12 protein-coding genes, 1 tRNA gene and 1 pseudogene are annotated in these 13,006 nt (G+C 61.2%); 9 read left to right on the forward strand and 5 right to left on the reverse strand.

What is annotated here, in order from left to right:
• Positions 1 to 122 precede the first annotated feature (122 nt).
• Positions 123 to 449 (forward strand): hypothetical protein, encoded by a 327-nt coding sequence (locus QA645_RS21915; protein WP_254135410.1) that lies wholly within the window; start codon positions 123 to 125, stop codon positions 447 to 449.
• On the opposite strand, the gene QA645_RS21920 is transcribed toward QA645_RS21915, so the two are convergent.
• The gene (locus QA645_RS21920) at positions 443 to 790 is read right to left on the reverse strand and encodes a hypothetical protein (RefSeq protein ID WP_283053022.1); all 348 of its coding nucleotides are present in this window, start codon (positions 788 to 790) and stop codon (positions 443 to 445) included. The genes QA645_RS21915 and QA645_RS21920 overlap by 7 nt on opposite strands.
• Before the next feature lie 100 nt (positions 791 to 890).
• Between QA645_RS21920 and QA645_RS21925 the strand changes: the two genes are divergently transcribed.
• The 3 genes and pseudogenes from QA645_RS21925 to QA645_RS43360 all read left to right on the forward strand — a co-directional run.
• Complete coding sequence (locus tag QA645_RS21925) at positions 891 to 1,673, forward strand: hypothetical protein (protein ID WP_254193748.1); 783 nt, start codon at positions 891 to 893, stop codon at positions 1,671 to 1,673.
• Between the two features lie 303 nt (positions 1,674 to 1,976).
• Positions 1,977 to 2,066: transfer RNA gene (locus tag QA645_RS21930), tRNA-Ser, on the forward strand.
• 163 nt (positions 2,067 to 2,229) lie between these two features.
• A pseudogene (locus tag QA645_RS43360) lies at positions 2,230 to 2,364 on the forward strand (integrase arm-type DNA-binding domain-containing protein); the annotation flags it as partial.
• Positions 2,365 to 2,533: 169 nt separating this feature from the next.
• Here the strand turns inward: QA645_RS43360 and QA645_RS21935 are convergent.
• Entirely contained in the window at positions 2,534 to 2,851 is a 318-nt protein-coding gene (locus QA645_RS21935) for a hypothetical protein (RefSeq protein ID WP_254131504.1), read from the reverse strand.
• Positions 2,852 to 3,398: 547 nt separating this feature from the next.
• Here QA645_RS21935 and QA645_RS21940 point away from each other — a divergent pair.
• Positions 3,399 to 3,692, forward strand: a complete 294-nt coding sequence (locus QA645_RS21940) for a hypothetical protein (protein ID WP_283053025.1) — start codon at positions 3,399 to 3,401, stop codon at positions 3,690 to 3,692.
• 562 nt (positions 3,693 to 4,254) lie between these two features.
• Here QA645_RS21940 and QA645_RS21945 read toward each other — a convergent pair.
• From QA645_RS21945 to QA645_RS21955, 3 genes are all read right to left on the reverse strand, one after another.
• The gene (locus QA645_RS21945) at positions 4,255 to 4,491 is read right to left on the reverse strand and encodes a hypothetical protein (RefSeq protein WP_283053027.1); all 237 of its coding nucleotides are present in this window, start codon (positions 4,489 to 4,491) and stop codon (positions 4,255 to 4,257) included.
• A gap of 2,072 nt (positions 4,492 to 6,563) precedes the next feature.
• Positions 6,564 to 6,911 carry a hypothetical protein gene (locus QA645_RS21950; protein ID WP_283053029.1) on the reverse strand — a complete coding sequence of 116 codons (348 nt, stop codon included), beginning with the start codon at positions 6,909 to 6,911 and terminating at the stop codon, positions 6,564 to 6,566.
• Between the two features lie 185 nt (positions 6,912 to 7,096).
• Positions 7,097 to 7,696 carry a GNAT family N-acetyltransferase gene (locus QA645_RS21955; protein WP_349253187.1) on the reverse strand — a complete coding sequence of 200 codons (600 nt, stop codon included), beginning with the start codon at positions 7,694 to 7,696 and terminating at the stop codon, positions 7,097 to 7,099.
• An 81-nt stretch (positions 7,697 to 7,777) separates the two neighbouring features.
• On the opposite strand from QA645_RS21955, the gene QA645_RS21960 reads away from it, so the two are divergent.
• The 4 genes from QA645_RS21960 to fabI are packed head-to-tail and all read left to right on the forward strand — an operon-like array spanning position 7,778 to position 12,997.
• Entirely contained in the window at positions 7,778 to 10,000 is a 2,223-nt protein-coding gene (locus QA645_RS21960; RefSeq protein ID WP_283053030.1) for a DUF3141 domain-containing protein, read from the forward strand.
• Between the two features lie 29 nt (positions 10,001 to 10,029).
• On the forward strand, positions 10,030 to 10,992 hold the full coding sequence (locus tag QA645_RS21965; protein ID WP_283053032.1) for a phosphate acetyltransferase: 963 nt from the start codon (positions 10,030 to 10,032) through the stop codon (positions 10,990 to 10,992).
• 5 nt (positions 10,993 to 10,997) lie between these two features.
• A complete protein-coding gene (locus QA645_RS21970) occupies positions 10,998 to 12,212 on the forward strand; it encodes an acetate kinase (RefSeq protein ID WP_283053033.1) in 1,215 nt (404 codons plus the stop codon).
• Positions 12,209 to 12,997: an enoyl-ACP reductase FabI gene (fabI, locus tag QA645_RS21975; protein ID WP_283053034.1), complete on the forward strand. Its 789-nt coding sequence runs from the start codon at positions 12,209 to 12,211 to the stop codon at positions 12,995 to 12,997. The genes QA645_RS21970 and fabI overlap by 4 nt, the downstream gene beginning before the upstream one ends.
• Positions 12,998 to 13,006 lie beyond the last annotated feature (9 nt).

Genomic DNA, 13,006 nt, shown 5'->3' on the forward strand with positions numbered 1-13,006 from the left:
CTCAGGATTTTGCGGCGTATACTGCGATCGACCTTCGCAAATCCATTTTGGGCAACTGGGGCACCAACCTAATGTCTCGTACTCTTGCTGTCGTTTTCTCCACGGCCGTCGCTGCACTTGCCATGACGACCGCGGCCTCCGCCGGCTGCTACAATTGCTACGCACCGCCGCAGCCGTGCACGACCTGCTATCAGCAGCAATACGTCGCGCCGCAATACCGCACGGTCGACGAAACCGTGATGGTGTCGCCCGGTTCGACCGTCGCGCATCGCACGCCGGCGCAGTACCGCACCGTGATGGTTCCGCAGACCGTGATGGTGGCGCCGCCGAGCGTCCAGTACGAGCGCATCCCGCCGCAATACGCCACGCGCCAGCGCGTCGAGATGGTGTCGCCGGGCTATTCCTATTACGCACCGGTGCAGCCTGCTTGCGGCAATTGCGGCTACTGAGCCGACGCAACAACAACCATCATCGCAACAAACAAGATTTCACGCGGTGCCCCAAAAGGGCGCCGCGTTTTGTTTTGCCGGCGAAGCCAAACGAGGCCCGGAAATGGAGGCGAATCCAACCGGGCCTCGCGACCGGCGACGCCCTGGGTGGCATCGCCAGTCCCGACCGAGGCTAAAGCACCAAACTGACGGGCGCCTGACAGATCCCGTTCCGACGAAAAGGCGGGGCAGGCGGCGGCAGCCGTTTTGTAAGAAACGCGGCTGAGACGATCGATCTCAACCGTGCGGTTGAGGCAGACGACGAACGGCTGGCTTATCCTTGGATTTTTGGAGAAAGCCATGCGCCGAATAATTGGATGGGCCTTATTTGTTGGTCTTACCTGTCTGTCAGTCTCGTCAGTCCCTGCCCAGGCTCAGGCGACGCGAACCTGGGTATCAGGTGTGGGCGACGACGTGAATGCGTGCAGCCGCGCCGCACCTTGCAAGACCTTTGCCGGGGCGATTGCCCAGACGGCAGATGGCGGCGAAATCGATTGCGTCGATGCGGGCGGATTTGGAACGGTAACAATTCTCAAAAGCATCACAATCGACTGCGGTGGAACATTTGGTTCCATCCTTGCCTCCGGTACCAACGGCATCAACGTCAACTCTCCCGGGAGCAATGTCGTCTTGCGCAACCTCAGCATCGACGGTGCGGGGACAACTCTCGGACTCAGGGCGATCAATATTCTCGCCGCGAACTCCGTTTCAATCGAAAACGTGACGATGTCGAACTTCTCGCAGCAGGCGATTGCGGATGTTCGTCCGACTGCCGGGACCCTCACGATCATCGATTCCGTCGCACGGAACGTTGCCGGGGCCGGATTGGGAGCCGCAACAGGTGGCGCCCTGAAATTGCAGATCAACAACTTCAGGTCATTCAACAACGGGTTCGGAATTTCCCTCGGCGCGAGCATCAATGCCACCATCGCCAATAGCGAACTGTCCGGCAATACCACCGCCGGGATTGACAACGAAGGTGCCAACATTGCTGCAACCAACAATGCGATCTCAAACAACGTAACAGGTATTTTGAATCAAGGTGGTACGACGCGGCTGTCGAATAATGACCTTTTCAACAACACCACCGGTATCAAAAACGTCTCCGGAAACGTGATCAGCTATGGCAACAACCGAAACAACAGCGGCATATCCGGACCGATTTTGTCTTCAAGTCAGTTCTAGCGCTGCCTGAACGGCACACATGCTGAAGGCCCGCCAGCGAGAGCCGGCGGGCCTAATTGTCATCGCATCAGTCGAAGGCGGCGTCACGAGCCGCCGTTGGTCGCGCTTCCTGTCAATCGCGATCACGATGGACATTTAAAGCCGTCTGATGCCGAACATGCAGGGCGAAGCGGTCGCAGCGGTTGACGACGCCATGCGAGCCGCCATAAAGAAGCGAACCGACGACGTTGGGTAGCAAAGCGGTAGCATAGTCCTCGAAATGGTCTCTGCGACGTGGCGAAAAGCTAAACAATTTCAAGGCTTGGAAGGGTGGCCGAGTGGTTTAAGGCACCGGTCTTGAAAACCGGCGTGCCCGCAAGGGTACCGTGGGTTCGAATCCCACCCCTTCCGCCAGTATATTGTTCTCCACTATTCGCACCTATTCGGAATTCACAGCAAAATCAAAGGTCTGCTCGAAGACGCTATACTTGCATGTTCGCAAGTGTTCTCCTCAATTCGAGCTGTGACCGCAGATTTTGACCGTGGGTTCGGAGGATGGTTTTACGGAGGGGAACGCATGTCAGGAAGATTGAAGGCGCTCGACGTCGAGCGGGAGACCAAGCCCGGGAAGTATGCCGACGGTGGCGGCCTCTATCTGATCGTCACCGGTCCGACGTCAAGGAGCTGGGCGTATCGCTACTGGAAAGACGGCAAGGAGCGCTGGCACGGCCTCGACTCGTTCAAGGATGTCTCGCTCAAGGATGCTCGGATTGGTTCGGGACGCTGCGCGGCTAAAGGTGAAGGGCGATCGCGGCACCCCCGGCGTCGATATCGTTCGGGAGCGGCGCACGGCGCGGGATGTGGAGAAGCGGGCAGTTCGCTCAGTGCTTCGCCGCTCTCTCAAGGAATTCCAGCATGGAGGGCGACACCTCCTCGAATTCAACAAAGCGACGGCGCAGCTCATCCGCGATTTCCGCGGTCACATCGCGCGACCATCCCTCCGTCGTGTTAAAGGCGACGATGCGAGCTGGACGAATGTAATGGCCTTCGATCAGGTGCCGCAGCAAAGTCGCACGATTGCTGTCCTCTTCTGCCGTTTCGGACCAGGCCCGTCCCAAACGGCCGCCGAAGTCCTCAAGCACAATATAGACATCGCGGTTGCCCGCACTCAGCGGCACGATGGATGGAGACTGAGCCATGAGAACGCGCTTGACTAGAGTTCCGTTCAGAACTGGAACCTGATCTCAAACGGCCGGAAAGGCCACGGCTAAAAAGGGGTAGGCTGTAACGGGTTGAAGGTACTGGCCGGAGCTAAAACAACGCATGGGATGGCAGCGGCCCGATATCAACTGGATGGAGCGCCTGTGCGTTTGAATGTCCCGCCCAATTAACGCTAACTTGCCCGCTCAATACTCGGCGTCGACGTCGCGTGTGATGTGCCTAAACCACAAGACGAGCAGGGCGAGCACGACCGCCACTGCCAACAGGATCTAGCAAACCGTGTCCGCCCGCCTTGTGCTGAGGGCAGGATAAGAATCTCGCATTCGGTGGTTTGTCCAAGCTACGGCTTCAGGTGACCACCGTGGCTAAGACCGTAGATCGCTCGCCCCGCCGGCGAAAAAGTGTTGGCAATTTCAGCAGGATTGACCGGACACCCCTTCCGCCAATGACCCAACTCACGCTCGGCTGCATTGCTACCGCAATCGGCGCGGTGTTATGTTCGTCGCAGAACGGGGGAGTTTCTCGATGCACAAAATTGCCGTCGCCGTCTTGCTTGCCCTGATGGTCGCCCCAGCTCTGGCGGAGGAGCATGTTCTAGGGCCTGGCGAAGAGCCCAAGGCGAAGACGGCGACGCAGAAGGAAGACGATGCTCGGGCGGTGCGCGCCTATCAACGCTCCCTCAACAGTGTTCCGGACCAGAAGCCGGTCGACCCGTGGGGAACTGCCCGTGGCGATGATGCGTCGAAGAAGTCTGCAGCGACGGCCAAGCCGGTTGTGAAGCAGTCGTCCAAGGCCAAGAGCGGCAGCACCGCCAATTAGCAAAGATGCGTGAAACGGCGGGCTCCCTTCCTCCGCACCGAGTACTTACTCCGGCAGGCCCGCCAACCGTCTATATCGGTTCTCCGGGCGCGCGGTCTAGCGGCGGGTGTGGCCTCGCAAGTCCGACCGTTCCGGGTGGTGCGTCGTCGCTGGCCGCCGGAATATTGACGGGCTCCAACGTGAGCTCGTGGTGCGTTTGAAGGCCTGGCTGGTGTTTGGGGTAAGTCTCCCTGCCAGATAACGCGCTGGTGGCGATCTGTTGCGAAGGCAACGAAACCATTTTCCACCCCTCACGAAGTTACGCGGAAGCATCCTGAGCAGATCGTGTTGTGCAGTTTCCACTAGGAGGCTGGTCCCATGGATGACTTCCAGCAGGATTGCGCTCATGTCGCGAGCCAGTTCTTGGCAGAGCCTGCGAACGGTACGTCTGAAGACACGGTCACTCGGAAGCATTGGGCGCGCGGCATTGTCGTATTTTACGCCTGCGTTCTTCTGGCAGGCGCGACCGCAATTGTGGTCACACAGCACATAAGTTCGCCAGAGCAGCACGCGTCGATTCAGGCTAGCGCGAGGTAACGGACGCCAACGGCCGGCTGGCAGCCTTCAGTTCATCGCGAAGGCGCTGGACGTCAGCTTCGTGGATGGTCAGCGCATCTGCCAGAGTGTCGAGCACTTTGCAGGCATCGGTGGTGTCGTGACCATGCATATGTAGGTCCGCTACTAGTCTCTCTTGGCGCGCAACAATCTGCCTGCCTTTGGCGACGTGCCCTTCGGCTTGGGCAAGGTGTTGTTGGATCATATCTGAGTCCATTGCGGGTAACGCTATGGACGGAAGCTGGTTCGGCTGCATGGCAGGAACTGCAGGCTAGCTGCCGCATTTAGTGAGACATGCGAAGGCTCTATTTTGGCCTTGCGGCTGCAGTCTGCGCTTATGTGTTTCTAGTGCTGTGGCTCGGAGAACATCAGCGACAGGCAGGCGTTGAGCGCCTTGAGAGATATGAAATCCCCCACGACTCACGCGTACGGTAGCGTTGTGTCTAGTGCTGCTGTCAGGGAACATTCACCGCAGGCATCGCCACGGTCGCTAGCGGCTTGAACGGTCCGTCGTACATGGCAGTCACCGCGACTAACGCGACGGCAACAACGATCAGGGCTCGTATGACGAGGCTCCACATGGGGCCAAGTCTAGGCAGAGCCGTACGTCGTGGCTGTGAACTATGCCACAGGCGAATTTGTTGTTTTTGCAACTGCGAAGAAGTGGGGGCGTCGCGCCCGCCATGCCGACTTCTTTCCTGTCACTCGAAATGCCGGAACGCCGAGTCTACAGGTAAGGAGCTCAAGCTGCCGGGCGGGACTGAGAGGCTTTGGCGATTGGTCGTTACCCTGGCGTCGGCCTCTCCGCTACTGTCCGAATTCGGACACCCGCAAATCCGAATTGGGACATTTTGATCTGAGACAATGGTGTTGCGATGAGACGCGCGGCGTATTGCCGTGTGCTCGCAAAGGCCTCAGCCGGCCGGCCCCGGGCTGGGGCCTTTCGTTTTTCGCGAATAAAAACGCCGCCCGCTTAAATGATCGCGGGCGGCGGCTTTCCAGCCCCGGGTGGGTTTGCAAAAACCCGGTCCGGGATAGTCAGCACAGATCGTGCCAACGTTTTGTGTCGCGTAATGACACACGTGACGTCAGGTTAGGACAGTGAAGCCGACCTAGTCGACGCTTCGCGCGCTCACTCGCGACGTGAACAGCGATCGCGCGTGGGACGCTTGGCGATAGGATTTCGGTCCGCGACAAGCCTGCCTCGGAGCGGCTCAACGGTTAGTGTTCGGTCGAACGATGAATTGAGATGGGCCGCCCATCGAGGCGGTCTTTTTTCAAAAGCTTTGAATCAGTGAATAAACAAGAGCCGTCGAAAAAACACTCAATCCAACGATAGCGACTTTGAAAACGAGGACTGCAGTCATGCGGTGCCTCCGTGTTTGCAAATCAGTTGAAGCGTACGCCTTTGAGCGGAATCGGCAAGCAACCGCAGATTCCATTATTCGATGCCGTTCAACCGGTAACGACGGGCTAGCTTGTGTGAAGCTGGCGTCGCGATTATCGGAAATCGGCAAACATCAATGTGGCCGTTTGAGCACGCATCGCAATACTCTACACCGCGCCATTGTCTCGCATTCTCGACTCAGGTCTCTTCGTTGAAGCCGGAATTGCTTCTATGGGGACTAGCGTGCACGGCGAAGCTGGATGCATAGTTTGCTGCCAACCCAGAGTGCTCAAGGCACTTTTTCCGGTGGCTGAAGGCTTCGAGCTAAAACTCTACGAATGCGCCAGCTGTGCTAGTCGCTTGTGGTTAATCACAAGAGCATCGAAATTGTTCGCGCCCAAGGCGGCACCGCTTCCTCGAACGAGCTTCACGACAATCGATGCTGCGTTGGAGGCCACTGCCTTTCGTGCTGACAGGTCAAAGCTCAGGAGTCCGCCCACGGCCCGCTGATCGTCCGCATACTCCTTGGCGACCTCGTGGGCCTCGTTGTCTCGCGGCGATGGATCGGGGAGCGCTGGCACTCCCGGCGCTCAAATCCGCAATTGGATCGGCTGCCGGGAGCTTGGGGGCTGGCAAACGAGCCGTGCCATGTTCGCGCTTGAGGTGCAATCCTGGGAATGGCGGACTCCGGTAGTTTTACGGAATCCATTTTCGGAACGGGGTGTTCTACTGTGAGAACACCGGCGAGATTTGAGTACTAAGCAATTTCGAGTTGCCCGGGATGGCCGCAGGAGGGGCTGGAACCACTCTGCGGCCTTTCCCTTTCTAAAGGCAGGCCGAACATCGGCGCCGCGACCGCCGCAGCTCTGCCAGACAACCGCGATAAGCGCTCATTGCCATGTCAGCGAATAGGTTCGCCCGTTGGTGTTGGGGTCGCTGTTGTCGCTGGTCGAGAAGATGATGCCGCTGCCGCGCCGATGCGAATAGCTGCCGTCGGCGATTGTCTTGAGACTATGCGCCGGACCGAGCTGCCGTCCGTTTTCGAATACCGTGACTGTCGACCGGGTCGGCGCGCTATCAAAATCTGCGAGCCCGTCGAGTCCCGGGATCAGGGCTTGATAAGCTTTGTTATCGAGCTTGCGGAACGGGCCGGCCAGCGTCGCGGCCTTCGGCGGGTCGGGTTTCGGGACGTAGCTGTAGTGCAGATATACCGCGACCGGGAAATAGATCGCGAGCAAGACCAAGACCGTCTTGGAAGCCTGTGAGAATGTCCAAGACTGATGGTTGGATAACGACGGCATGGCTGGACAACGCAACAATAAGACAACACCTCACAACTGGATCGGTAGCGTCCTGGTTCCAGCCACCAGCGAATGAATCACAGGACACCCCGTCGGCCACCAGCTCGTTTCTCGCCGACACACTAGGTCAGCTTCAATGTCATGTGAATGACGCCGGGCTCGCAGGTCGTTGCTGGCGTGAATCCAAATTTTTTGAAGACGCGGAGCATCGCCGCGTTGTCTGACAGCACCTCCGCGGTCAACTCCGTCAATCCAGCCTCGCGGGCGATTGCGATCAGGTGGCCCGTCAGCAGCCCGCCAATACCGCACCCTTGCCAGGCATCGATCACGACGAAAGCCGTCTCGGCCCGTCCAGGCTCGGACATGACATAGCGGCCACCGCCGATGATCGTGCTGCGGCCCGCGTCGTCCGTGCACGCGACGAGTGCCACGTGGCTCCTGAAGTCGGGTTCCATGAAGAAAGCGCGCTCCCGTTCGGAAAAATGGCGTTTCGTCACAAAGAAGCGGCGCTGGAGCGATTGTGCGCTGGTTTCTTCGAGCGCAGCGAGCATGTCGAGCTCGTCGTCGGGGCGAAGTGCCCTGATTTCGATCAATCGTCCGTCGCGCAGCGTCTCGCGCCGGATGAAATTTGCGGCATCGGACATTTGGCTCTCGCGTCGCTCTCTTGTCGCTCTCTTGCGCGGTCGAGGAATCGGGCGATGTTGATCTCGATTGACGCGCACGCCGTCGCCGACCGTTGACCTATATCAACGACGGCAACAGCCGGCCCTCTTGAATGACCTCGCGAGACGACGAGGTCGAACATGGCGACGGAAATTCCAAAGCTGCCTGATGGTCCGATGTCGGGGCTGGTCGCCTCGGCCGTTGAATACATGGTCGATGCGGGACAGCGCAGCGTCCTGTTTCTCGACATCATGCGCCAGCGCGGCGACCAGTATCGCGAGCACGTCGCGCAGACTGCACCGCATGTGCTGCAATATGCTGCCGAATTGATCACGGATGGCCGCTCGCTGGAGGAACCGGTCAACTACGCGCTGGTGCGCATCATTCCGCCGAAGGATGTCGAGATCGACATGAGCCGACGGCCGTTTGTCGTGGTCGACCCGCGGGCCGGTCATGGTCCGGGCATCGGCGGCTTCAAGGCGGACAGCGAGATCGGCGTCGCGATGAAGGCTGGCCATCCCTGCTATTTCATCGGGTTCCTGCCCGAGCCGGTACCGGGCCAGACCATCGAGCGCATCGCGCGCGCGGAGGCGAAATTCATCGAGACGGTCATCAGCCGCCATCCTGACGCCGACGGCAAGCCCTGCGTGATCGGCAACTGCCAGGCCGGATGGGCCGTCATGATCCTGGCGTCGCTGCGGCCGGAACTGTTCGGGCCTTTGATCATCGCCGGCGCACCGCTTGCCTATTGGGCCGGCGTGCACGGCAAAAATCCGATGCGCTATTCCGGCGGTCTGCTGGGCGGCAGCTGGCTCACGGCGATGACGAGCGATCTCGGCGCCGGCAAGTTCGACGGCGCCTGGCTGGTGCAGAACTTCGAGAACCAGAATCCGTCGAACACGCTCTGGACCAAGCAGTACAACGTCTATTCCAAGGTCGACACCGAGGCTGAGCGCTATCTCGATTTCGAGCGCTGGTGGGGCGGACACGTCAATCTCAATGCCGAAGAAATCCAGTTCATCGTCGACGAGTTGTTCATCGGCAACAACCTCGCCGCCGGCCGGATCGAGATGTCCGACGGTCAAAAAGTCGACCTTCGCAACATCCGCTCGCCGATCGTGGTGTTCTGCTCCAAGGGCGACAACGTCACCCCGCCGCAGCAGGCGCTGGACTGGATCCTCGATTGTTACGCCGATGTCGACGAGATCAGGGCCTATGGCCAGACCATCGTCTACACCGTTCACGAGAGCATCGGCCATCTCGGCATCTTCGTCTCCGGGGGCGTAGCGAAGAAGGAGCATGCGGAGTTTTCCAGCAATATCGACCTGATCGACGTGCTGCCGCCCGGGCTGTACGAAGCCACATTCCAGGCGAGGGGCTCCGACACCCGCAATGCCGATCTGGCTGCCGGGCAGTGGGTGATGCGTTGCGAGGCGCGGACGCTGGATGATATTCGCGCGATGGGAGGAAATTCGCCCGAAGACGAGCGGCGGTTCGCGGCGGCGAAGCGCGTCTCGGAGCTCAATCTCGCGGCCTATCAAAAGTTCGTGCAGCCATGGCTCAAGAAGATGGTCACGCCCCAGGTGGCGGACTGGGCGCGCAACATGCATCCGCTCCGGATGCAATACGAAGCCTTCAGCACCAAGAACCCCTGGATGGCCGCCATCAAGTCGGCGGCTGATCGCGTCGAGGACAATCGCAGGCCGGTCTCGAAGGACAATCCGTTCCTGGCATTCCAGGAGCAGTTCTCGAAGCAGATCGTCCATGCGCTGGATAGCTGGCGTGATGCGCAGGAAGCGCTGAGCGAGACGATCTTCCTCAACGTCTACGGATCGCCGGCGCTGCAGGCCGCGGTCGGCGTGGATCCGAATTCCGCGCCGTCGCGCCTGCGCGAGATGTCGGCGGAGCACCGCGCCATGCTCGACAAGCGGATCGCCGAGTTGAAGTCCCGGATGGGAGAGGGCGGCCTTCGCGAGGCGGCCATCCGCGCACTGCTCTATGTCGGCTCGGCTCGCGGCATGGTGGACGAACGCAGCATCGAGGCGCTGCGCCAGATCCGGCGCGATCATCCCGGCGAACGGATGACGCTGCAGGCGTTCAAGACGCTGGTGCGTGAGCAATTCTTCATGCTGCTGCTGGACCGGGACGCGGCGCTTGGCGCTATTCCCAATATGCTGCCGAACGATCTCAATCAGAAGCGCGCGGCTTTCGCTGCGATGCGCGAGGTGCTGTCGGCGAGCGAGGACATCAGCGGCGAGCGTGCGAACCGTCTGCGGCGGGTCGCCGGGCTGTTCGGACTGGACGGGGAAGGAGAGTGGACGTCGAACGTCGCCCCTTTCGACCCCAAAGCAAAAGCGTCGTAACGCGCATTGGCGCAAGCGGGAGTGACAGGATGTCGGCCGATACGACGCAAGCCCAGTCCGGCAGCAAATATGACCGCCTGATCGCCGCGGCCCGGGCCGCGCCACCCACGCCGACCGTCGTCGTCCACCCCTGCGACGAGACCTCGCTGCGCGGGGCCGTCGACAGCGCGAGCGCGGGCATCATCCGGCCGATCCTGGTCGGCCCCGCAAAGAGGATCAGGGACACCGCGGCGAAATTCGATCTGGACGTGTCCGGATTCGAGATCGTCGATGCCGCGCATAGCGACGACGCTGCCGCCAAGGGCGTCGAGCTGATTCATTCCGCCAGGGGCGAGCTGTTGATGAAGGGCAGCCTCCACACCGACGAACTGATGCGGGCCGTCACGGCCAAGACCGGCGGCCTGCGCACCGACCGCCGCATCAGCCATGTCTTCGTGATGGACGTGCCGGCCTATGCCGAGACCATCTTCGTGACGGATGCCGCGATCAACATCTTTCCCGATCTCGACGCCAAGCGCGACATCATCCAGAACGCGATCGATCTCTACAACCAGGCTGGCTTCGGCACGAAGCCGCGGGTGGCGATCCTGTCGGCGGTCGAAACGGTCACCTCGAAGATTCCCTCCACCATCGAAGCGGCCGCTCTCTGCAAGATGGCCGACCGCGGCCAGATCACCGGCGGCGTGCTCGACGGTCCGCTGGCCTTCGACAACGCCATTGATCCCGAAGCGGCGCGGATCAAGGGCATCACATCCGAGGTCGCCGGGCGCGCCCAGATCCTGATGGTTCCGGATCTCGAGTCCGGCAACATGCTGGCCAAGAACCTCGCCTATTTTGCCAAGGCCGACGGCGCCGGCATCGTGCTCGGCGCCCGGGTACCCGTCGTTCTGACCTCGCGGGCGGATTCGCCGCGGGCGCGGATGGCCTCATGCGCGGTCGCCGCGCTCTACGCTCACGCCCGGCGCCAGCAGGCGCCGACAGTCGCGGCGTGACCGCCATGGATACGATCCTGGTCGTCAATGCCGGCTCGTCCAGTGTCAAGTTCCAGGTCTATTCGGTCGAAGGCGACGGTGCGCTTCGCCGCCAGATCAAGGGACAGATGGACGGCATCGGCAGCCGGCCGCGCCTGCGGGCCAGCGGCGCGAGCGGTGATCCGCTGGCCGATCGCGCCTATCCCATCGAGGCTGTGCCCGATGTCCCGACCGCAATGGCCGTCGCCGGCAACTGGCTGCGGGACGAGCTCCATGTCACACCGATCGCAGTCGGCCATCGTGTCGTCCATGGTGGCCCGGACTTTTCGCGGCCGGTCCTGATCGACCACGGCGTCGTGTCCCGCCTCGAACGTTTCGCGACGCTGGCGCCACTGCATCAGCCGCACAATCTCGCGCCGATCCGCTCGCTGCTGGCGAACTTCCCGGCGCTGCCGCAGGTGGCATGTTTCGATACCGCCTTTCACCGCACGCATGATGTGGTCGCCGATCACTATGCCATCCCGTATCAGCTTCATGCCGAGGGGGTGCGGCGCTACGGTTTTCACGGGCTGTCGTACGAATACATCGCACGGACCCTGCCGACCGTCGCCCCCGATATCGCCAGGCGACGCGTGATCGTTGCCCATCTCGGCAGCGGCGCCTCGATGTGCGCGATCAAGGATGGGCGCAGCATCGAGAGCACGATGGGCTTTACCGCGCTCGACGGCCTGCCGATGGGCACCCGTCCCGGACAAATCGATCCGGGCGTGGTGCTCTATCTGATGTCCGAGAAGGGCATGACGCCCGCGAAGGCCCAGGATTTCCTCTATCGCGAATGCGGCTTGAAAGGCCTGTCCGGCGTCAGCAACGACATGCGGGAGCTGGAAGCCAGCGCAAATCCGCAGGCGAGGTTGGCGATCGACTATTTCGTCTATCGGATCGGCCTCAACGCCGGCATGCTGGCGGCGGCCCTGCAGGGGCTCGACGCCTTCGTCTTCACCGCCGGGATTGGCGAGAATTCCGCATCGATCCGCGCGCGCATCGCCGAACAGCTCGGATGGCTCGGTGTCACGCTCGATGCGGGCGAGAACGCCCGCCATTCCCGGCGGATCTCGCGGGCCAACAGCCTGATTCCCGTCTATGTCGTTCCGACCGACGAGGAGTTGATGATCGCGCAGCACACATTGTCGATGCTGATGAACGGTCGATCCCACAACACACGACCTGAGAGGGTGTCATGATCCCCGTATTTCCGGACAGCAAGGTGGCCCTCAAGGGCAAGAAGGGCCTGGTTGTCGGCATCGCCAACGATCAGTCGATCGCCTGGGGTTGCGCGCGCGCGTTTCGCGCGCTCGGTGCCGATCTCGCGGTGACCTATCTGAACGACCGCGCCAGGAAGCACGTCGAGCCGCTGGCGCAGGCGCTGGAGGCGCCGATCTTCATGCCGCTGGACGTGATGGTCGAAGGCCAGACCGAGGCGGTCTTCGAGCGCATCGCGAAGGAATGGGGGCAGCTCGATTTCCTGCTGCACTCGATCGCGTTCTCGCCCAAGGAGGCGCTGCACGGCCGTGTCGTGGACGTCGGCCGCGACGGCTTCCTCAAGACCATGGACGTGTCGTGCTGGTCGTTCCTGCGGATGGCTCATCTGGCCGAGCCCTTGATGAAGAACGGCGGCACGATGTTCACCATGACCTATTACGGCAGCCAGATGGTGGTGGACAATTACAACATCATGGGCGTCGCAAAGGCGGCGCTCGAGGCGGCCGTCCGCTATGCCGCCGCCGAGCTTGGACCGAAGGGGATCCGCGTGCACGCGATTTCGCCGGGGCCGCTGGCGACGCGCGCGGCGTCAGGCATTCCGGAGTTCGACGAGCTCATGGACAAGGCGCAATCGAAGGCGCCGGCGCGCAGCCTCGTCAGTATCGACGATGTCGGCAATGCGACCGCGTTCCTGGCGCTCGATGGCGCCAAGCTGATCACCGGCAGCGTGCTCTATATCGACGGCGGATATCACATCATCGATTGAGCGTCGCGT

Source organism: Bradyrhizobium sp. CIAT3101 (assembly GCF_029714945.1).
GTDB lineage: Bacteria > Pseudomonadota > Alphaproteobacteria > Rhizobiales > Xanthobacteraceae > Bradyrhizobium.

Excerpts from the sequence above, each read along its gene's own strand:
- QA645_RS21915 (WP_254135410.1), top strand. The coding sequence starts at position 123 with ATGACGACCGCGGCCTCCGCCGGCTGCTACAATTGCTACGCACCGCCG.
- QA645_RS21920 (WP_283053022.1), bottom strand. The coding sequence starts at position 790 with ATGGCTTTCTCCAAAAATCCAAGGATAAGCCAGCCGTTCGTCGTCTGC.
- QA645_RS21935 (WP_254131504.1), bottom strand. The coding sequence starts at position 2,851 with ATGGCTCAGTCTCCATCCATCGTGCCGCTGAGTGCGGGCAACCGCGAT.
- QA645_RS21940 (WP_283053025.1), top strand. The coding sequence starts at position 3,399 with ATGCACAAAATTGCCGTCGCCGTCTTGCTTGCCCTGATGGTCGCCCCA.
- QA645_RS21945 (WP_283053027.1), bottom strand. The coding sequence starts at position 4,491 with ATGATCCAACAACACCTTGCCCAAGCCGAAGGGCACGTCGCCAAAGGC.
- QA645_RS21960 (WP_283053030.1), top strand. The coding sequence starts at position 7,778 with ATGGCGACGGAAATTCCAAAGCTGCCTGATGGTCCGATGTCGGGGCTG.
- QA645_RS21965 (WP_283053032.1), top strand. The coding sequence starts at position 10,030 with ATGTCGGCCGATACGACGCAAGCCCAGTCCGGCAGCAAATATGACCGC.
- QA645_RS21970 (WP_283053033.1), top strand. The coding sequence starts at position 10,998 with ATGGATACGATCCTGGTCGTCAATGCCGGCTCGTCCAGTGTCAAGTTC.
- fabI (WP_283053034.1), top strand. The coding sequence starts at position 12,209 with ATGATCCCCGTATTTCCGGACAGCAAGGTGGCCCTCAAGGGCAAGAAG.